Here is a 19,408-nt window from a genome sequence, read left to right as displayed (position 1 = left end):
CCGTGAACGCCTCGACCCTCGCCCACGACAGCCTGTGGATCCGCCGGTTCCAGCCGCGGCCGGACAGCACCGTCCGACTGGTCTGCCTGCCGCACGCGGGCGGCTCCGCGAGCTTCTACCTCCCCGTGGCCCGCGCCATGCCGGACTTCGCCGACGTGCTGTGCGTGCAGTACCCCGGCCGGCAGGACCGCCGCACCGAACCCCTCATCGACAACATCCCCGAACTCGCCGACCACGTCTTCACGGCGCTGCTGCCCTGGGCGGACCGGCCGCTGGCATTCTTCGGCCACAGCATGGGCGCCTCGGTCGCCTTCGAGGTCGCCCGCCGTTTCGAGCGAGAGAAGGGCATCGTCGCGGCGGCCCTGTTCGCCTCCGGCCGCCGGGCCCCCTCGGGACCCCGCCACGAGACCGTCCACCTGCGCGACGACCGGGGCCTGATCGACGAGGTCAAGAGCCTCAGCGGCACCGACACCCAACTGCTCGGCGACGAGGAGGTGCTCCGGATGATCCTCCCGGCCATCCGGGCCGACTACCGGGCCGCGGAGACCTACGCCCCCGAGCCGGGGGAGCCGCTGCACTGCCCCCTGCTCGCGATGGTCGGCAGCGACGACCCCAAGGTGACCGTGCAGGAGGCCGCAGCCTGGGCCGAGCACACCGAAGGCCCGTTCGCCCTACGGGTCTTCTCCCAGGGCCACTTCTACCTGGTGCCCTACCAGGCCGAGGTCATCCAGACCATCTCCGACCAGCTCCACACCTCCCTGGGCACCTGACCCTGTGCCGCTCGAAAAGTCATCGCTGCTGGTCAAGCGGCGAATCGGTATTCGTTGATGGTTCCGCCGAGGACGCGGGTTCGCAGGAGTCTGCGGTTGCCGAGGTCGTCTGTTGAGGCGGAGGCCGGTTGCTCCTGTGCGTCGGGTGGTGGCTGGTTGCGGGACTGGTGGGGCCTGTGTCCGTTGTCGTGGCTCTGGTATTCGGCCAGGACGCGGCGGGCGTGGGCTTCGTTGGTGATGAGGACATGGTCGAGGGCTTCGCGGCGGACGGTGCCGATCACGCGCTCGCAGTAGGCGTTCATCCTCGGCGCTTGTGGGGCGCTGAGGAGCACATCGATGGGTGTTGTCAGGTTGAGTGAGTCCTTGGGGATGTGTTCCGATTCGGGGCGTGTCTGGGCGTGGTGGTGGCTGACTCAAGCCGCGGTGGGTGGGCCGACGGTGCCGGTGATCCGGTCCCAGATGGCGAAGCGGATGTTTTTTTCGGTGCGGTGGTGGCTGGCGGTCATGAGGTGGCGTGGGGGTCGGAAGTGGGGTGAGATGCCGCTGAAGGCGGCGAGGAACCGTTGGGCGGCGCCCACCGAGCGGAAGCCTTTCATCGCGCGTTCGCGTTGCCTCGTTGGCTGGTGGCTGTTCTCGGCGCGGTTGTTCAGGCCCTTGTGGGAGCGGTGCTCGACCGAGGGCATGACCGTGCGGTGGGCGGCGCCGTAGGAGCGGAGCTTGTCGGTGACGATCACCCGGGGCACCGCGCGGGTCTTCTTCATCAGTTTCCGGAAGAAGCGCCTGGCCGTGGGCTCGTCGCGGCGGTTCTGCAGCAGGATGTCGAGCACGTTGCCGTCGCTGTCGACGGCGCGCCACAGGTACCGCTGCCTCCCTTGGATCTTGACGAAGACCTCGTCGAGGTGCCACTTGTCGCCCGGCTTCGGGCGCCGGCGGCGCAGCGCCGCGGCGTAGGCCGGGCCGAACCGGCGGGTCCACTGGTGGACCGTCTCGTAGGTGACCTCGATGCCGCGCTCGAAATCAGCTCCTCGACATCGCGCAGGCTCAGCGTGAACCGGTGGTACAGCCACACGCAGTGGCTGATGATCTCCGGCGGGAAGCGGAAACCCCGGTACGACACCGTGCCCACGAGCAGCCCCTCCGGCGATCCGACCAAGCCGGATGACCATGCCACCGGAGAAGCCTCCCGCTCAACCTGACAACACCCGGCTGACAGCTTGCCGGAGGAGGGGTGCCGGTCGCGGGAATCGGTGTCGGCGGCCGCTGCCGACGGCAGTGAAGCCGTGACGGTGGTCAGGGCGATCGAGGCGAGCGCCAGGTGTCTCAGGCGGGTTCGGAAGTGCAACGTGCCTCCCAACGTGTCGGTGGCGCAGGGTGGTTGGTCCATGCACCCAGCCGGGCGGACGCATGTCAACATCCCGTTCGGTATTGGACGTGGCCCGCTTGACCCGCGGGGCGCCGCCCCGCAGGATCACGCCATGAGAGCCGTACGCAACAGCACAGTCGACGGTGTCCTGCGGCGCAGCGCCCGGCGCACCCCCGACCGCACCGCCCTGCGGTACGCGGACCGGACCTGGACCTACGCGGAGCTGGACGAAGCGGTCTCCACGGCGGCGGCCGAACTGACCGGGCAGGGCCTGGAGGGCGACGACCGGGTGGCGACGTACGGCCACAACTCGGACGTGTACCTGATCGCCTTCCTCGCCTGCGCGCGGGCCGGCCTCATCCATGTGCCGGTGAACCAGAACCTGACCGGTGAGGACCTGACGTACATCCTGGAGGATTCGGCCAGCGCGCTGGTCCTCGCCGATCCGAACCTCGCCGGGCGCATTCCGGAGGGTTTCGCCGTACGTCCGCTGCGCGACGCACCGGGTTCGCTGCTGGAGGCGCTGGGCAGCACGCAACCGTACGAGATCGACCGGGAGGCCCGGGACATCGTGCAACTGCTGTACACGTCGGGGACGACGGCCCTGCCCAAGGGCGCGATGATGACCCACCGGGCGCTCGTCCACGAGTACGTCAGCGCCATCACCGCGCTCGACCTCAAGGAGAGCGACCGTCCCGTCCACTCGCTGCCGCTCTACCACTCGGCGCAGATGCATGTCTTCCTGCTGCCCCACCTCGCGGTCGGCGCGACGAACATCATCATCGACGGGCCCGATCCGGTGAAGATCTTCGACCTGGTGGAGGCGGGCGAAGCGGACAGCCTCTTCGCGCCGCCCACGGTCTGGATCGGCCTGGCCAACCACCCCGACTTCGCCACCCGCGAGCTCGGTGGGCTGCGGAAGGCGTACTACGGGGCGTCGATCATGCCCGTACCGGTTCTCGAACGGCTTCGGGAGCGGCTTCCCTCGCTCGCCTTCTACAACTGCTTCGGGCAGAGTGAGATCGGCCCGCTCGCCACCGTCCTCGGCCCCGACGAGCACGAGGGAAGGATGGACTCCTGCGGGCGGCCCGTGCTCTTCGTCGAGGCCATGGTCGTCGACGAGCACGGCGACGAGGTCCCCGACGGGACAGCGGGCGAGGTCGTCTACCGCTCACCGCAGCTGTGCGAGGGCTACTGGCACAAGGCGGCGGAGACGAAGGAGGCCTTCCGGGACGGGTGGTTCCGCTCCGGGGACCTCGCGGTGCGCGACCGCGAGGGGTACTTCACGATCGTCGACCGGGTGAAGGACGTCATCAACTCCGGTGGTGTGCTGATCGCTTCACGCCAGGTCGAGGACGCGCTCTACACCCACCCGGGCGTCGCCGAGGCAGCGGTGGTCGGGCTGCCGGACGAGCGCTGGATCGAGGCCGTCACCGCCTTCGTCGTGCCGCGCGGCGAGGTCACCGAGGCCGAACTGATGGTCCACGCACGCGAGAAGCTCGCCCACTTCAAGGCTCCGAAGAAGGTCCAGTTCGTGGACGAACTGCCGCGCAACGCCAGCGGGAAGATCCTCAAGCGCGAACTGCGGGACCGCTTCAGCGAGGACGACGGTCCACGATCCGCTTGAACTTGCCCACCGACCGCTCCAGCGTCTCGGGGTCGAGGATCTCGACTCCGACCGACACTCCGATGGAGTCCTTCACGGCCGTCGCGACCGCGAGGGCGGCGGCCTTCCGCTCCTCGGCGGTGGCATCGGCCCTGGCCTCGGCCAGTACGGTGAGTTGATCCATCCGGCCCTCGCGGGTCAGCAGCAGTTGGAAGTGCGGGGCGAGCGCGGGCGTCCGCAGTACGATCTCCTCGACCTGGGTGGGGAAGAGATTGACCCCGCGCACGATCACCAGGTCGTCGCTGCGGCCGGTGACCTTGTCCATGCGCCGGAAGACCCTGGCCGTACCCGGCAGCAGGCGCGTCAGGTCCCTCGTCCGGTAGCGGATCACCGGCATGGCCTCCTTGGTGAGCGAGGTGAAGACCAGCTCACCCTGCTCACCGTCCGGCAGCACCTCACCCGTGACGGGGTCGACGACCTCCGGGTAGAAGTGGTCCTCCCAGATGTGCAGCCCGTCCTTCGTCTCCACGCACTCCTGCGCCACCCCCGGACCGATCACCTCGGACAGCCCGTATATGTCGACCGCGTCGATCGCGAACCGCTCCTCGATCTCATCGCGCATCGCCTCGGTCCACGGCTCGGCGCCGAAGATGCCGACCTGCAGGGAGGTGGAGCGCGGATCGACGCCCTGGCGTTCGAACTCGTCGAGCAGGGTGAGCATGTACGACGGCGTCACCATGATGACCTCGGGGCGAAAGTCCTGGATCAGCTGCACCTGGCGCGCGGTCATGCCGCCGGAGGCCGGGATGACGGTACAGCCGAGCCGCTCGGCGCCGTAGTGCGCGCCCAGGCCGCCGGTGAACAGCCCGTATCCGTAAGCCACATGCACCTTGTGGCCGGGGCGTCCGCCGGCCGCGCGGATCGAGCGCGCGACCGTGTCGGCCCACATGTCCAGATCGCCCTCGGTGTAGCCGACGACGGTCGGACGGCCCGTGGTCCCGCTGGAGGCGTGGATACGGCGGACCTCGGACTGGGGGACGGCGAACATGCCGAAGGGGTAGTTGTCGCGCAGATCGGCCTTGGTGGTGAACGGGAAGCGGGCCACGTCGGCGAGCGAGGTGCAGTCCTCGGGGCGCAACCCTGCCTGGTCGAACGCCTGCCGGTAGAACGGCACCTGGTTGTACGCGTGGCGCAGAGACTTCCGCAGCCGCTCTAGTTGCAGCGCTTCGAGCTCCCCGCGGCCGAGCTGTTCCGCCGCGTCCAGCAGCACCGTCATGGGTGACTCTCCCGTCCAAACCGGACGACCGATCATTCGGTCGAGCTTCTGGGGGATCAGTAATTCAGGAGCCCGTCCCATCGTCAAGGCATGCGACCGGCCCGGCTTCCTGGGGACCTGAGAGGATCTTCGGCATGGGGATATTCGGCACGCACGACGGCGCGGAACTCGGCTACCGCCTGGTGGGGGAGGGGGAGCCGCTGATCTGTCTGCTGGACGGCGCGCCGAGTGCGTCGGAGCAGCTCAGGGACCTCGGTGGGCTGGGCGCGCACCGGGAGCTCGTCCTCCTCGACCGGCGCGGCGTAGCTGAATCCGCGGCCCCGGCGGGCCCGTCGACGTACCGCGCCCCGACCGTCGACGACATCGAGGCCCTGCGTGAGCACCTCGGCCTGGAACGGACGGACGTGCTGGCGCAGGCGTCGGGCGCCGACCTCGCTCTGCGGTACGCCGCCGAGCACCCCGGGCGGCTGCGCTCCCTGGTACTGGTCGATCCCGAGCCGGACGCTGCCTCCGGCGCGGGGCCGACCGCGCCGACCGGGGTGAAGGCGCCGGTCCTGCTCCTGGCGGGAGAAGGGGAGGGCGCCGGGGCCCAGTGCGAGCGCGCCGCCGAACTGGCGGGCGTGCTGCCCGACGCCGAGCTTGTTGTCCTGCCCGGCGGTGGCAGCCTCCCGCGGGTCGGTGACCGGGCAGGGTTCCTCCGGACCGTGCTGTCCTTCCTCGATCCGGACGTGCTCACCGTGCGGGCGAACGGCCTGCGGATGGCGTACCGCACCTGGGGCGACCAGGCCGCGCCGCCCGTCGTTCTGCTGCACGGCAGGTCGGCCAACAGCGCCCGCTGGGCGCACATCGCCCGGGAGCTGGCGGCGATCCGCCGGGTGTACGCCATCGATCTGCGCGGCCACGGGGCGAGCGACTGGCCCGGCAGCTACGGATACGCACAAATGCGGGACGACGTAAGGGCGTTCCTCGACGCGCTCGGTCTGGACCGGGTCGACCTCGTCGGCCATTCCATGGGCGGAGCGGTCGCCGCACTGGTCGCCCAGGCGTACCCGGAGCGGGTCGGGCGGCTCGTCATGGAGGAGCCCCCGCCGTTCCCCGCCGACCCGAGGCGTCCGGACCCGGTGCGCACGGACGAGGTGCTCGACTACGACTGGGGCGTGGTCGTCGAGACCGACGCGCAATACAACGACCCCGACCCGGCCTGGGTCGACGACCTCGCCAAGATCACGGCGCCCGCCCTGCTGATCGCAGGCGGCGCCGGCAGCTTCATGCCGCAGGACCGCCTGGCGCGGATGGCGGAGCGGATCCCGGGCTGTCGCTTCGTGACGATCGAAGCGGGACACCTGATTCACCAGCGGGAGCCCGTCGCGTACCTGGCGGAGCTCAGGACGTTCGGCTGCTACTGACACGGTTGCCGCATCAGCTCCTGACGCGGCGCCTGCCACGGCTGCTGACACAACGTCTAGCAATGCGGTCTACTGGCAGGTAATAATCGTGCTGCCGTCCGCCGCCCCCAGCTCCGACCGCCCAGGAGGCCCCAGTTGCCCGCCACCGAACGCTCCGCACAACTGCTTGTCGGTCTCCTCGCCGCGGCGGGCGCGGCCCACGCCGTGGCGCCGAAGCTGTTCGACGCCACCGTCCCCGATGCGCTGCCGGGCAGCGCCCGCGCCTGGACCCAGGGCAGCGGGGTCGTGGAACTGCTGCTCGCGGCGGGCGTATCGGTGCCGCGCACCCGGCGGGTGAGCGCGCTCGCCACCGCGGTCTTCTTCGCGGCCGTCTTCCCCGCCAACGTGAAGATGGCGTACGACTGGCGGCACAAGAAGGCTCCGCTGAAGGCCCTCGCCTACGGACGGCTGCCGCTGCAGGCGCCGCTGGTCCTGTGGGCGGCGAGGGTCGGCAGGGACGCGGCCCGCTGAGTCAGCGCGACTTGCGGGTGCGGGTCGTTTTCCGCCACCCGAAGGGACCAGGCAGGTCCATGGAGGTGGTGCGGCGGCCCGTGCTGCTCGTCGTGCGGCGCGGGCCGTTCCGGCCGCCGGTGGTGATGGACCAGGAGCGACGGTTGATGTTCAGCCGCACTCCGGGGAGGATCCGGAAGCTCTTGCGGAAGGTGATCGGCATGGTCTGCATCCTCGCGTCGGGGGTGTGATGCCCTACGTGTTACCGGCGTTGGCGTGAACCATGCGCTTCAGACCGATGGACTCCAGCGGCACGCACGCGGCTAGCACCGCCGCGCGCACTGGCATGAGGGCCCGCGCCCGGCGCCAACTGGCCTACGCGCACGACCGATTCGGCCGAGCGATGTCGGACGGCCCGTCAGACGCGGACGACGATCTTGCCGCGCGGGTGGCCCTCCCTGAGGTGCTGGACGGCGGCGGGGACGTCGGCCAGCGGGTAGACGCGGTCGATGACGGGTGTCACCGATCCGGCCTCGACGAGTTCCGTGAGAAGCGCCAGGTCGCTGTGGCGTTGCGTGGCGACGAGCCCGCGCAGCCGGTGGCCCACGAACGGTGACAGCAGGAGCGCCCCCAACTCCCGGTTCGTACCGCCGATCCACTTGCCCCCGCCCTCGCCGCCGACGATGACCAGGGTTCCGCGCGGGGTCAGGGCTCTGCGCAGCCGCGCGAGGGGGCGGTTGCCGCCGGTATCGACGACGAGGTCGTAGCGGCGGGCGCCGTCGGTGGGGTCCTCCTGGGTGTAGTCGATGACCTCGTCGGCGCCGACGGAGCGGACCAGGTCCGTGTTGGCGGTGCTGCAGACGCCGGTGACATGGGCGCCGAAGGCCTTGGCCAGCTGTACGGCGAACGTGCCCACGCCGCCCGACGCGCCGATGACGAGGACCCGCCGGCCGGACTTCAGCCGCCCTCCGTCGCGCAGGGCCTGGAGGGCGGTGCACGCGGAAACCGGGACCGCGGACGCCTGCTCGAAGTCGAGGTTCGCGGGCTTCGGCGCGAGGCTGTCCTCCTTGGCGCACGCGTATTCGGCGAACGACCCCTTGCAGGTGCCGTACACCTCGTCGCCCGGCCGGAACCGGGTGACGTCCGGGCCGACCGCCTCCACCCGCCCCGCGGCGTCCGTGCCCCGGACGCGGGCCTTGGGAGCCCGCAGGCCGAAGCCCGCCGCGCGGAGGAGGTACGGGCGGCCCGTCGTGAGATGCCAGACCCCCGGGTCGACGGACGCGGCATGGATCTTGACGAGGACCTCCCCCCGGCCGGCGACCGGTCGCGCTACCTCTTCGAGGCGCAGCACCTCGGGCGGTCCGTAGGTGTCGTGAACGATGGCCTTCATGAGCCCCCCATGTAAAGAAAACCTGACACTCGTGAGTGTCAAGCACCCCGGATATGGTGTCAAGTCTTCTTTACCTGCGATGTGGAAGGAGGGCGGCGGCCCGCTACTACTCCGGCTTCTCCTCGGTCAGGACCGGCCCCGACGCGAGCACCGTCTCGACGGTGTCCGCCTCGGCCGCCGCCTTGTCCTCCCGGTGGCGGACGACCCGCGCGAACCGGAGCGTCACCCCTTCCGGGTATCGCGTGGACCGCTGGAGCCCGTCGTACGCGATCTCCACGACAAGCTCCGGGCGTACGGTCACCACGTACCCCTTCTCGGACGTCGCCAGCTCCTGTAGACGCTTCGTCTGCCAGGCCAGCATCACATCGGTGAGCCCCTTGAACGTCTTGCCGAGCATCGCGAACGTTCCGTCGGGCCGGCGCGCGCCCAGATGTAGATTGGACAGCTTCCCGGTCCGCCGGCCGTGGCCCCATTCGGCGGCCAGTACCACCAGGTCCAAGGTGTGGACCGGCTTCACCTTGAGCCACGAGGCGCCGCGCCGCCCCGCCTGATAGGGCGCGTCCAGCGCCTTGAGCACCACCCCTTCGTGGCCGCGTTCAAGTGTCCGCGCCCAGAACTCGTCCGCCGCGGCCCGGCCGTCGGCGCCCGTCACCACCGTCCGGCGTACCCGCATCGGCTCGGGAACGAGCCCGGCCAGCCGCTCATGGCGCTCCCGGTACGGCAGGTCGAGCAGGACCTCCCCGTCGAGAGCCAGCACGTCGAAGAACACGGGGGACAGGGGCAGCGCCGCGCGGGCCGCCGCCACATCGAGGCGCGAGCCGACACGGCCCGCGATGTCCTGGAAGGGCAGCGGGCGTCCGCGAGTGTCGAACGCGATGACCTCGCCGTCGAGAATGAACGAATCGGCGCTCAACTCCATCGCCGCCGAGGTGAGTTCGGGAACCCGGTCGGTGATGTCGTCCAGGGTGCGGGTGAAGACGCGGACCCCCTCGCCGTCGCGGTGCACCTGGACCCGGATGCCGTCCAGCTTCTCCTCCACGGCGCACAGGCCGAGCTTCTCGACCGCCGCCCCCACACCGGCCGCGGGGCTCGCCAGCATCGGCGGCACGCCACGCCCGACCCGCAGGCTGAATTCGGTGAGCGCCGCCGGGCCCCGGGCGAGCAGCGCCCGGCCGACCTCGACCAGCGAGCCGCCCAGCGTCACCGCCCGGCGCACCGCCGCCGCCGGTGCCCCGGCGGCGGCGGCCAGGCCCTCCGCGGCCAGCGCGTCCAGGGCACCCTGCCGCACCTCGCCGGTGAGCAGCCCCGTCAGGAAACGCTGCTCCTCGTCCGTCGCCGAGGCCATCAACCCCCGCACCAGGCTGCCGCGCTCCGCCTGCGCACCGCGCCCGGCGACCGCCACGAACGCGGTCAGCGCCGCGTCCACCTCGCGCAGCGTCAGCGAGGGGTCGGCGGCCGGGGCGACGTGCTCGCTCAGCAGACTCCAGCCGATCCCGATCCGGCCCTGGGGCAGCCGGCCCGCCAGATACGCGATGGCGATCGGTACGTCGTCGGGTTCCGCGGCCCGGAAGAGCTCCGCCAGCAGCGCGGTCTTCCCCGAGCGCGCCGAGGTCGAGGTGATCTCCCGGGAGACCCGGGCGAGTGTGGCCAGCAGCATGCCCCCATCGTGCAACGGCATCCGTCATCCCGCAGGCCTAAGCTCGCGCTGTGGCCCTCTTCCGTATCGAACGACGCACGCACCTGTCCGCCGACGAGGCCTGGCGCCGCCTGACCGCGTGGGAACGCCACGGCGCCCAGGTCCCCCTCACCCGCGTCACCGTCACCACGCCGTCGCCGACCGGCCCGGGGACGGTCTTCGTGGCCCGTACGGGCGCCGGTCCGCTCGGGTTCGACGACCCCATGGAGGTGGTGCGCTGGGAGCCGCCGCGGGCGGACGGCCCGGGGCGCTGCCGCCTGGAGAAGCGCGGCTCCGTCGTGCTGGGGTGGGCCGAGTTCGATGTACGGCCCGTGCCCGGCGGCGCCTGCGTCGTCTGGACCGAGGACCTGCACGTCCGTGGGCTCCCCAGGGTGTTCGACGGGGCGATCGTGCGCGCGGGCCGGCTGCTCTTCGGCCGCGAGCTCAAGAGCCTGCTGGCCGGCCGGTAGGAGGCCCGCGCGATCCGTCGAACGCCGGGGCTCAGCGGATGTCGATATGGGCGTTGTAGGTGATGTTCCGAATGGTGACGAACAGGTTCCCCTGTTTGCCGCGGCGTGCGAGCGTCGCACCGCCCCCCTTGACCTTCTCCTCCTTGTTCTCGACCGGCAGCCAACGGAACGACTGGAACTGCGTGAGCCCCTGGCCCGAGGCCCAGGTGCCCAGCGTCTTCCAGTTCGCGCCGAGTGCTTCGCACGCGGTTTCGGTCAGGGGCGCGCCGTAACTGAAGTCCACTGGGGATCCCGAGATGTACTGGGCCCGGCACTGGCTTGCGATGTTCTGGACGGCGCCGCCGATCGTGGCCGTACGACCCGGCAGGGTGGCCCACTGCGTGGCGAGCGCGTCCCGGCGTGCCTTCCTGCGCGTCTCGCTCTGCAGCTCTTGCAGCTCCTGCAGCTCCTGCAGTTCCTGCAGTTCGGTGAGCAGCGCGCTCTCCGCCACGCTGATGCCTTCCTTGGGGTCGCAGGCGATCCGCGGGGTCGTGGCCCAGATGCTCTCGGACACCAGCGCCCTGTCCAACTCGATGCCCTTGGCGTAGGCCTCAAGCAGAATCCTTGGCCTCGGCCTCGTTCTCCGCGTACAGCACGCCCTTGCCCGATTTCTTCGGCATGGCCTTTCCGATTCCCGCTGATGACTGCCCGATGGCCCGCGGCGTCTTCACCGGGGGCGGCGGAAGTCACCGGGGGCGGCAGGGGGAGCCACGGCGGGGGAGCCCTATCGGCCGTTCGTGCCCACCGCGACCGTCCGGGCCCACCGGTAGTCCGCCTTGCCGCTCGGTGAGCGCTGGATCTCGGGTGCTATCACCAGCTGCCGGGGGATCTTGTACCCCGCCAACCGGGTCCGGCAGTGCGCCTGGATGTCGTCGAGGCTCGGCTCGCCCGCCCCCTCGCGCAGCTGCACCACGGCGGCCACATGATTGCCCCACTTCTCGTCGGGGACACCCGCCACCAGCGCGTCGTACACATCGGGATGGGACTTCAGCGCCTGCTCGACCTCTTCCGGATAGACTTTCTCACCACCGGTGTTGATGCACTGCGAGCCCCGGCCCAGCACCGTGACGATGCCCTCGTCGTCGACGGTCGCCATGTCGCCGAGCAGCACCCAGCGCTCGCCGTCCGCCTGGAAGAAGGTCTCGGCGGTCTTCTTCGGGTCGTTGTAGTAGCCGAGCGGTACGTGTCCGCGCTGGGCGATGCGGCCCACCTCGCCGACCGCGACCGGCGTGTACGTCGCCGGATCGACCACCGCTGTACGGGAGTTGACGCGCAACCTGAACCCCTTCTCGGGCCCGGAGTCGTCGGTCGCCGTGCCGTTGAAGCCGGACTCCGATGACCCGAAGTTGTTCAGCAGCGTCACCGTCGGCACCAGCGCCTGGAACTGTGCGCGCACCGTCTCCGACATGATCGCGCCCGAGGACGAGACGCTGAACATCGACGAGCAGTCGGTGCCCCTCATCGGCCCGTTCAGTGCGTCGATCAGTGGCCGCAGCATCGCGTCGCCGACCAGCGACACGCTGGTGACCTTCTCCTTCTCGATCGTACGAAGTACCTCTTCGGGCGCGAACTTGCGGTGGATGACGATCCGTTGGCCGAAGAAGAAGCCGATGAACGCGGTGAGGGTCGAGGTGCCGTGCATCAGCGGGGGAGTGGGGAAGAAGGTGATCCCGTCGCCGCCGGCCGCCACCCGCTCGGCCAGTTCCTGGGGGGACTTCACCGGGTCACCGGTCGGCGCGCCGCCGCCGAGCCCGGAGAAGAACAGGTCTTCCTGGCGCCACATGACGCCCTTGGGCATGCCCGTGGTGCCGCCCGTGTAGATGATGAACTGGTCGTCGGCCGACCGCGGACCGAAGCCCCGCGCGTCGGACGCCGTCGTCGCGGCCTCCGCGAAGGGCACGGGGAGCACGGCGGGTTCGGGGACACCGGGCGGGGGAGTGCCCACGCGCACCAGATGCCGGAGCTTGTGGGTCTGCGGCAGGGCGGCCGCGACCCGCTCGGTGAACTCGGCGTCGAAGACGAGCGCCGTCAGGTCCGCGTCACGGTAGAGGTAGATCAACTCCTCTTCGACGTAACGGTAGTTGACGTTGACTGGCACAATGCGTGCCTTGAGACAGCCCAGCACGGTCTGCAGATACTCGATGCCGTTGTACAGATGCAGGCCCACATGCTCGCCCGGCTTGATGCCCGCGTCGATCAGGTGGTGCGCGACACGGTTGGCGGCCACGTCCAGCTCGGCGTACGTGAGCCGGCGCTCCGCGCCCGTGCCGGGATGGTCGATGTACACAAGCGCCTCGCGGTCCGGGACCGCGTCGACGACCGACTCGAACAGGTCGGCAAGGTTGTACTCCACCGTTCCTCCTGACTGCCCCGGGTGCAGAACTGGCACGACTGGCTCGACGGCCATCAGAGCAAAGCCCGCCCCAAGTGGGAAGGGCCTGCACCGAAGAAATCTGACTGACTGTCAGAAAACTATTGAACTGGAACCCGCCCTCCTGCAACCTGTTCCACGTCCGACGAGTGGAGGATGGTTATGGGTGGTACGGAACACCTCGGTACGGAACACCTCACCGCGCGGCGCGAAGGCGCCACTCTGGTGCTCACCCTGAACAGGCCCGAGGCGAAGAACGCCCTCTCGCTGCCGATGCTGGTCGGTCTGTACGACGGCTGGCTGGCGGCCGACGAGGACGACACGGTCCGCTCGATCGTGCTGACCGGCGCGGGAGGGGACTTCTGCGCGGGCATGGACCTCAAGGCGCTCGCGGGCGACTCGATGGGCGGCGAGCAGTACCGGGACCGCATGGAGGCCGACCCCGACCTGCACTGGAAGGCGATGCTGCGCCACCACCGCCCGCGCAAACCGGTGATCGCCGCCGTCGAGGGCTACTGCGTGGCGGGCGGCACGGAGATCCTTCAGGGCACCGACATCCGGGTCGCAGGCGAGAGCGCCACCTTCGGTCTCTTCGAGGTCAGACGCGGCCTCTTCCCGATCGGCGGCTCGACCGTGCGCCTGCCCCGCCAGATCCCGCGCACCCACGCCCTGGAGATGCTGCTGACCGCCCGCCCGTACAGCGCGGAGGAGGCCAGGGGCATCGGGCTCATCGGCCACGTCGTGACGGATGGCGCCGCTCTGGAGAAGGCACTGGCCATCGCCGAGCAGGTCAACGCGTGCGGTCCGCTCGCCGTGGAGGCGGTGAAGGCGTCGGTGTACGAGACGGCGGAGATGACCGAGACCGACGGCCTCGCCGCCGAACTCGAACGCGGCTGGCCGATCTTCGCCACCGACGACGCCAAGGAGGGCTCCCGCGCCTTCGCCGAGAAGCGTCCCCCCGTCTACCGGCGCGCCTGACGGACGCAGGTCCTGGGGGCCTGCGTCCGACCCGACCCAAGGAGTGACCGTGCCCGAAGTCCTCAGTGCCCCCCTCGTCGTCGAGTTCCCCTTCACCCGCTCGCTCGGTCCTGTCCAGAGCGCCTTCCTCACCGGCCTGCGCGAACGCACCGTGCTGGGCGTGCGCGGCGCCGACGGCAAGGTGCTCGTACCGCCCGTCGAATACGATCCGGTGACCGCCGAGGAGATCCGCCACCTGGTAGAGGTCGCCCCCACCGGGACCGTGACCACCTGGGCCTGGAACCCGACCCCGCGCCGCGACCAGCCGCTGAGCACGCCCTTCGCCTGGGTCATGGTGAAGCTCGACGGGGCCGACACCGCCCTCCTGCACGTCCTCGACGCGCCACGGGCGGACGCCGTGAGCACCGGGATGCGCGTCCGGATCCGCTGGGCGGGCGAACGCAGCGGCGCCATCACCGACATCGCTTGCTTCGAGCCGTGCGAAGGCGGGGCGGCCACCGGGGCCGCCCCGCACGACGGGCACTTCGAGAACCTGGTCACCGGCATCACCACCCCCGCCCGCCTCGACTACACCTACAGCCCCGGCCGCGCCCCCACCGACTACATCAACGCGCTCGCCGAACGGCGCACCGTCGGCGAGCGCTGCCCCTCCTGCCGCAAGGTGTACGTGCCGCCCCGCGGCGCCTGCCCCACCTGCGGCATCGCCACCGAGGAGCGCGTCGAGGTCGGCCCGCGCGGCACCGTCACCACTTTCTGCATCGTCAACATCAAGGCTGCATATACGGCGAATCTCGACATCGAAGTGCCGTACGTCTACGGCCACATCGCCCTCGACGGAGCCGACCTCGCCCTGCACGGCCGGATCGGCGGCATCCCCTACGACCAGGTGCGGATGGGCCTGCGCGTCGAACCGGTATGGACCGAGGACGGCCGCCATCCCGACCACTACCGACCCACCGGCGAACCCGATGCCGACTACGACGTCTACAAGGAGCTGATCTGATGCGCGAGGTGGCCATCGTCGCCTTCGGGCAGACCGACCACAGGCGGCGCAGCGACGAGCTCTCGGAAGTCGAGATGCTCATGCCCGTGCTGCACGACGTACTCGGGCAGACCGGACTGAAAACCAGTGACATCGACTTCACCTGCTCCGGATCGAGCGACTATCTCGCGGGCCGCGCCTTCTCCTTCACCATGGCTCTCGACGGCGTCGGCGCCTGGCCGCCGATCTCCGAGTCCCATGTCGAGATGGACGGCGCCTGGGCGCTGTACGAGGCCTGGGTCAAGCTCCTGACCGGCGACGCCGACACCGCACTGGTCTACGCGTACGGGAAGTCCTCGCCCGGCGAGCTGCGCGACGTACTGACCCGCCAGCTCGACCCGTACTACATCGCCCCGCTGTGGCCCGACTCGGTGTCGCTCGCGGCGCTCCAGGCGCAGGCACTCATCGACGCGGGGGACACCGACGAGAAGGCACTCGCAGGCGTCGCCGCCCGCAGCCGCGCCGCGGCCGAGGCCAATCCGCACGCCCAGCTCAGCGGCTCCGTCCCGGCGGGCGACTACCTCGTCCACCCACTGCGTACCGGCGACTGCCCGCCCATCGGGGACGGCGCCGCCGCCGTGATCCTCGCGGCAGGCGACACCGCGCGCAGGCTCTGCGAACGCCCGGCGTGGATCCGTGGCATGGACCACCGCATCGAGGCGCACAGCCTCGGCGTGCGCGACCTCACCGACTCACCGTCGGCCCGGCTGGCCGCCGAGCGGGCGGGCGCCTTCGAGCGGCCCGTCGACACCGCCGAACTGCACGCGCCCTTCACCTCGCAGGAAGTCGTGCTGCGCAAGGCCCTGCGCCTCGACGACAGCGTCACCATCAACCCGTCGGGCGGCGCGCTCGCCGCCAACCCCGTCATGGCGGCCGGCCTCATCCGCCTCGGCGAGGCCGCGGCCCGCATCCACCGCGGAGCGTCCGACCGCGCCCTCGCCCACGCCACATCGGGCCCGTGCCTGCAACAGAACCTGGTCGCCGTCCTGGAGGGGGAGTCATGAAGGAGCCCGTGGCCGTCGTGGGCATCGGCCAGACCAAGCACGTCGCGGCCCGCCGCGACGTCTCCATCGCGGGCCTGGTCCGCGAGGCCGCCAAAGCGGCTCTCCAGGACGCACAGCTGACCTGGGCGGACATCGACGCGGTCGTCATCGGCAAGGCCCCGGACTTCTTCGAGGGCGTGATGATGCCCGAGCTCTATCTCGCCGACGCGCTCGGCGCCGTGGGCAAGCCGATGCTGCGGGTGCACACCGCGGGCTCGGTCGGCGGCTCCACCGCGCTCGTCGCAGCGAACCTGATCGCCGCCCGCGTCCACGGCACGGTCCTCACGCTCGCCTTCGAGAAACAGTCCGAGTCCAACGCCATGTGGGGCCTGTCGCTGCCCGTCCCGTTCCAGCAGCCGCTGCTCGCCGGGGCCGGGGGCTTCTTCGCCCCGCACATCCGCGCGTACATGCGGCGCACCGGCGCACCCGACACGGTGGGCTCCCTCGTCGCGTACAAGGACCGCCGCAACGCCCTGAAGAATCCGTACGCGCACCTGCACGAGCACGACATCACCCTGGAGAAGGTCCAGGCGTCCCCGATGCTCTGGGACCCCGTCCGCTACTCCGAGACCTGCCCGTCGTCCGACGGCGCGTGCGCCATGATCCTCACCGACCGTACGGGCGCCGCCCGTTCACCGCACCCGCCCGCGTGGGTGCATGGCGGGGCGATGCGCAGCGAGCCGACCATGTTCGCCGGCAAGGACTTCGTCTCACCGCAGGCGGGCAAGGACTGCGCGGCCGACGTCTACCGGCAGGCGGGCATCACCGACCCGCGGCGGGAGATCGACGCCGTCGAGATGTACGTGCCGTTCTCCTGGTACGAGCCGATGTGGCTGGAGAATCTTGGGTTCGCCGCCGAGGGCGAGGGCTGGAAGCTCACCGAGTCCGGCGCCACCGAACTCGACGGTGACCTGCCCGTGAACCCGTCGGGCGGCGTTCTGTCCGCCAACCCTATCGGCGCCTCCGGCATGATCCGCTTCGCCGAGGCCGCGCTCCAGGTCCGGGGGCAGGCTGGGGAGCACCAGGTGGGCGGCGCCCGCAAGGCACTGGGCCACGCCTACGGCGGCGGCGCCCAGTTCTTCGCGATGTGGCTGGTCGGGGCCGACTCGCCGGCCGGCTGAGCGCCCCGCCGCACCGGACGGGCCGCGGTACTCCTGCCGTGGCCTGTCCCGGACCGGTGGCGATCGCTAGTCTGACCCACGGACGACGAACCGGGAGGAGCAGACGTGGCCGAGAGCACCACTCAGCAGCGGCGTGCGGGCTGGGACAAGCCGGAGCTGGATCTGAGCAAAGCGGACTGGCAGTCGAGCAGTCAGGGGGCCGGCGATGTCCAGATCGCCTTCGTCGAGGGGTTCATCGCGATGCGCAACGCCACCAAACCCGGCAGCCCTTCACTGATCTTCAACCCGGCCGAGTGGCGTGCCTTCGTACTGAACGCGCGCGACGGCGCCTTCGACCTCACCTGAGGCGCTCACCCGAGGTCCTCACCCGTGGCGACCTCGGGTTCGGTCGCGGTGGCCGTATCCTGGTGATCATGAGCGGCGAACGCGAACTGAGGAAATTGCTGAGCGGCATACGGCCCGAACTGAACCCGGGCCGGTATGTCTTCACCACCGTGGCGGGCGGCGTCCCGCCGGGCCTGACGCCGGTCGTCACCGTGACGGAGCCGGAGGGGCTGACCCTCGTCGTGCGCAAGGAGGACGCCGACGCGGCGAACCTGCCGTACGACTACGAGGCGGGCTGGATCACCCTGCGGGTGCACTCCGCGCTGGACGCCGTCGGCCTCACCGCGGCCGTCTCCCGCGAGCTGGCCGAAGCGGGGGTGAGCTGCAACGTCGTCGCGGGCTTCCACCACGACCACCTCTTCGTGCCGCACGGGCTGGCCGCCGGGGCCGTCGCGCTCCTGGAGGGGCTGGCGGAGCGCTCCGCCTAGCGCCTGCCCGGGCGCCCGGGCAGGCGCTAGACCGTCCACGGAGTGGGACGCCCCGGCTCAGGCGGCCAGCCCCGGCCACGTACCATGGCACCATGTCCTTCCTCCGCCGCCGCCCCGCCGCCACACCCGCCGGCCCGGACTTCGACGTCCTGGCCATGGACCCGGGGGACTGGCCGGGCAACCTCGGAGCAGGCCTGCTTCCCGCCCCCGACGGAAGCTGCCAGGGCGTCTTCCTGCGCTACGACCTGTTCGGCGGCCGCGGCCCCGCGATGGTCATCGGCAACTTGCCCGAGGGCTCGTCCGCCCGCGACCTCGTCGACGGACAGGTGCCCTTCGAGGTGGCGCAGCTGCTCGCGGCGCTGGAGAACGACGAGCCCGTCGAGGTGGTGAGCACCGAGGACATGCCCGTCATGCAGGGCGACAACCTGCTGATCGTGCGCCGCCTCAAGCTTTCCGAAAGCCGCATCTCCTGCGTGCAGTTCGACCGCAGCGACAATGTCCTCGTCACTATCGCCAGCTGGGACCGGCCGATCACCGATGATCTGTACACGCTGCTCAAGCCGCTGCCGGCGGAGATGTTCCAGCAGGGCTGATCGACCGCCCGCGCGCCGCCCGCAGCGCACTCCCACCCACTTTCGTCCAAGAGCCGGCCCTGTTTGGTCAAGGGCCGGTCTTTCGTGCATCTTGTCCTGTCAGTCATTGGACCTTTAGCGTCGCAGCATGACTAAGCGGATCAGTCGAAGAACTACGATGGAGACCGCACTCGGGGCAACAGGTGCTCTGACGCCCGGAGGTACGCTCTCCATGGGTGAAGCGGTCGCAGCGGACACCTCCGATGAATGGGCGCTCTGGTACACCTCTCCGGCAGCCTCCTGGGAGCATGAAGCCCTGCCGATCGGCAACGGCGCTCTCGGGGCCTGCGTATTCGGCGCACTCGTATCCGAACGGCTCCAGTTCAACGAGAAGACCCTGTGGACCGGCGGCCCCGGCTCGGCGCGGGGCTACGACTCCGGCAACTGGACCACCCCACGCCCCGGCAGACTCGCCGCCGCACAACAGCGCCTCGACGAGCAGGGCGCGATCGACCCGGCCGCCGCCGCCAAGGAGCTCGGCCAGCCGCGCCGCGGCTACGGCGCCTACCAGACCTTTGGCGACCTGCGGCTCGACGTGCCCGGCGCACGGGCGGCGCCCGGCGCCTCCTACCGGCGCGCCCTCGACATCCGTACCGGCGTCGTCTCCGTCGCGTACACCCACCAGGAAGTGCGCCACCAGAGGGAGTTCTTCGCGTCGTTCCCCGGCCACTTCATCGCCGGACGGCTCAGCGCGCCGACCGGCCGGGGCAGGTCACCTCCACCCTGCGCCACGCCTCACCGCGCACCGACTTCACTGCCACCGCCGCCGGGGACCGCATCACCGTGCGCGGTGCGCTGCAGGACAACGGGCTGCGCTTCGAGGCCCAGATCCGCCTCCGAACACAGGGCGGCGCCATCACCACAGGCGCCGACGGCAGCCTCACCGTGACCGGCGCAGACAGCGCCTGGTTCGCGGGCCCGTGGC

20 protein-coding genes and 1 pseudogene are annotated in these 19,408 nt (G+C 70.6%); 13 read left to right on the top strand and 8 right to left on the bottom strand.

Annotated elements, in window-relative coordinates:
- The first annotated feature begins 2 nt into the window (after positions 1-2).
- Positions 3-770 (top strand): thioesterase II family protein, encoded by a 768-nt coding sequence (locus QMK30_RS00375; protein WP_283515057.1) that lies wholly within the window; start codon positions 3-5, stop codon positions 768-770.
- A gap of 32 nt (positions 771-802) precedes the next feature.
- On the opposite strand, the gene QMK30_RS00370 is transcribed toward QMK30_RS00375, so the two are convergent.
- Both QMK30_RS00370 and QMK30_RS00365 read right to left on the bottom strand, forming a co-directional pair.
- A complete protein-coding gene (locus QMK30_RS00370; RefSeq protein WP_502963024.1) occupies positions 803-1,072 on the bottom strand; it encodes an integrase core domain-containing protein in 270 nt (89 codons plus the stop codon).
- A gap of 111 nt (positions 1,073-1,183) precedes the next feature.
- Positions 1,184-1,896: pseudogene (locus QMK30_RS00365) on the bottom strand (IS6 family transposase).
- 349 nt (positions 1,897-2,245) lie between these two features.
- Here QMK30_RS00365 and QMK30_RS00360 point away from each other — a divergent pair.
- Positions 2,246-3,760: an acyl-CoA synthetase gene (locus QMK30_RS00360; RefSeq protein WP_283515056.1), complete on the top strand. Its 1,515-nt coding sequence runs from the start codon at positions 2,246-2,248 to the stop codon at positions 3,758-3,760.
- Here the strand turns inward: QMK30_RS00360 and paaK are convergent.
- Positions 3,729-5,015 carry a phenylacetate--CoA ligase PaaK gene (gene paaK, locus QMK30_RS00355; RefSeq protein ID WP_283515055.1) on the bottom strand — a complete coding sequence of 429 codons (1,287 nt, stop codon included), beginning with the start codon at positions 5,013-5,015 and terminating at the stop codon, positions 3,729-3,731. The two genes, QMK30_RS00360 and paaK, sit on opposite strands and share 32 nt — an antisense overlap.
- Before the next feature lie 134 nt (positions 5,016-5,149).
- Here paaK and QMK30_RS00350 point away from each other — a divergent pair, with 134 nt between their 5' ends.
- Positions 5,150-6,421, top strand: a complete 1,272-nt coding sequence (locus tag QMK30_RS00350) for an alpha/beta fold hydrolase (protein ID WP_283515054.1) — start codon at positions 5,150-5,152, stop codon at positions 6,419-6,421.
- Positions 6,422-6,556: 135 nt separating this feature from the next.
- Positions 6,557-6,931 carry a DoxX family protein gene (locus QMK30_RS00345; protein WP_283515053.1) on the top strand — a complete coding sequence of 125 codons (375 nt, stop codon included), beginning with the start codon at positions 6,557-6,559 and terminating at the stop codon, positions 6,929-6,931.
- Position 6,932: 1 nt separating this feature from the next.
- On the opposite strand, the gene QMK30_RS00340 is transcribed toward QMK30_RS00345, so the two are convergent.
- From QMK30_RS00340 to QMK30_RS00330, 3 genes are all read right to left on the bottom strand, one after another.
- Positions 6,933-7,133, bottom strand: a complete 201-nt coding sequence (locus QMK30_RS00340) for a DUF4236 domain-containing protein (protein WP_283515052.1) — start codon at positions 7,131-7,133, stop codon at positions 6,933-6,935.
- Positions 7,134-7,328: 195 nt separating this feature from the next.
- A complete protein-coding gene (locus QMK30_RS00335; protein WP_283515051.1) occupies positions 7,329-8,300 on the bottom strand; it encodes an NAD(P)-dependent alcohol dehydrogenase in 972 nt (323 codons plus the stop codon).
- Positions 8,301-8,406: 106 nt separating this feature from the next.
- Positions 8,407-9,957, bottom strand: a complete 1,551-nt coding sequence (locus QMK30_RS00330) for an ATP-dependent DNA ligase (RefSeq protein ID WP_283515050.1) — start codon at positions 9,955-9,957, stop codon at positions 8,407-8,409.
- Between the two features lie 50 nt (positions 9,958-10,007).
- On the opposite strand from QMK30_RS00330, the gene QMK30_RS00325 reads away from it, so the two are divergent.
- Complete coding sequence (locus QMK30_RS00325; protein WP_283515049.1) at positions 10,008-10,445, top strand: SRPBCC family protein; 438 nt, start codon at positions 10,008-10,010, stop codon at positions 10,443-10,445.
- A 31-nt stretch (positions 10,446-10,476) separates the two neighbouring features.
- On the opposite strand, the gene QMK30_RS00320 is transcribed toward QMK30_RS00325, so the two are convergent.
- Complete coding sequence (locus tag QMK30_RS00320; protein ID WP_283515048.1) at positions 10,477-11,013, bottom strand: hypothetical protein; 537 nt, start codon at positions 11,011-11,013, stop codon at positions 10,477-10,479.
- A gap of 195 nt (positions 11,014-11,208) precedes the next feature.
- The gene (locus QMK30_RS00315; protein WP_283515047.1) at positions 11,209-12,837 is read right to left on the bottom strand and encodes an acyl-CoA synthetase; all 1,629 of its coding nucleotides are present in this window, start codon (positions 12,835-12,837) and stop codon (positions 11,209-11,211) included.
- A gap of 180 nt (positions 12,838-13,017) precedes the next feature.
- Here QMK30_RS00315 and QMK30_RS00310 point away from each other — a divergent pair, with 180 nt between their 5' ends.
- The 8 genes from QMK30_RS00310 to QMK30_RS38650 all read left to right on the top strand — a co-directional run bounded on the left by QMK30_RS00310 (position 13,018) and on the right by QMK30_RS38650 (position 19,372).
- Positions 13,018-13,833 carry a crotonase/enoyl-CoA hydratase family protein gene (locus tag QMK30_RS00310; protein ID WP_283515046.1) on the top strand — a complete coding sequence of 272 codons (816 nt, stop codon included), beginning with the start codon at positions 13,018-13,020 and terminating at the stop codon, positions 13,831-13,833.
- Positions 13,834-13,882: 49 nt separating this feature from the next.
- Positions 13,883-14,836 carry a Zn-ribbon domain-containing OB-fold protein gene (locus QMK30_RS00305; protein WP_283515045.1) on the top strand — a complete coding sequence of 318 codons (954 nt, stop codon included), beginning with the start codon at positions 13,883-13,885 and terminating at the stop codon, positions 14,834-14,836.
- Positions 14,836-15,879, top strand: a complete 1,044-nt coding sequence (locus tag QMK30_RS00300) for a thiolase family protein (RefSeq protein WP_283515044.1) — start codon at positions 14,836-14,838, stop codon at positions 15,877-15,879. The genes QMK30_RS00305 and QMK30_RS00300 overlap by 1 nt, the downstream gene beginning before the upstream one ends.
- Positions 15,876-17,039, top strand: a complete 1,164-nt coding sequence (locus QMK30_RS00295; RefSeq protein WP_283515043.1) for a thiolase family protein — start codon at positions 15,876-15,878, stop codon at positions 17,037-17,039. Before QMK30_RS00300 ends, QMK30_RS00295 begins: the two co-directional genes overlap by 4 nt.
- A gap of 105 nt (positions 17,040-17,144) precedes the next feature.
- Positions 17,145-17,384, top strand: a complete 240-nt coding sequence (locus QMK30_RS00290; protein WP_283515042.1) for a DUF397 domain-containing protein — start codon at positions 17,145-17,147, stop codon at positions 17,382-17,384.
- A gap of 68 nt (positions 17,385-17,452) precedes the next feature.
- Complete coding sequence (locus tag QMK30_RS00285; RefSeq protein ID WP_283515041.1) at positions 17,453-17,851, top strand: ACT domain-containing protein; 399 nt, start codon at positions 17,453-17,455, stop codon at positions 17,849-17,851.
- A gap of 92 nt (positions 17,852-17,943) precedes the next feature.
- Positions 17,944-18,444, top strand: coding sequence for a hypothetical protein (locus QMK30_RS00280; protein ID WP_283515040.1), 501 nt, complete (start codon positions 17,944-17,946; stop codon positions 18,442-18,444).
- 211 nt (positions 18,445-18,655) lie between these two features.
- A complete protein-coding gene (locus QMK30_RS38650; protein ID WP_502963023.1) occupies positions 18,656-19,372 on the top strand; it encodes a glycoside hydrolase N-terminal domain-containing protein in 717 nt (238 codons plus the stop codon).
- Positions 19,373-19,408 lie beyond the last annotated feature (36 nt).

Source organism: Streptomyces sp. H27-C3 (assembly GCF_030063415.1).
Classification (GTDB): Bacteria; Actinomycetota; Actinomycetes; order Streptomycetales; family Streptomycetaceae; genus Streptomyces.
This window is presented reverse-complemented; position numbering and strand designations above follow the sequence as displayed.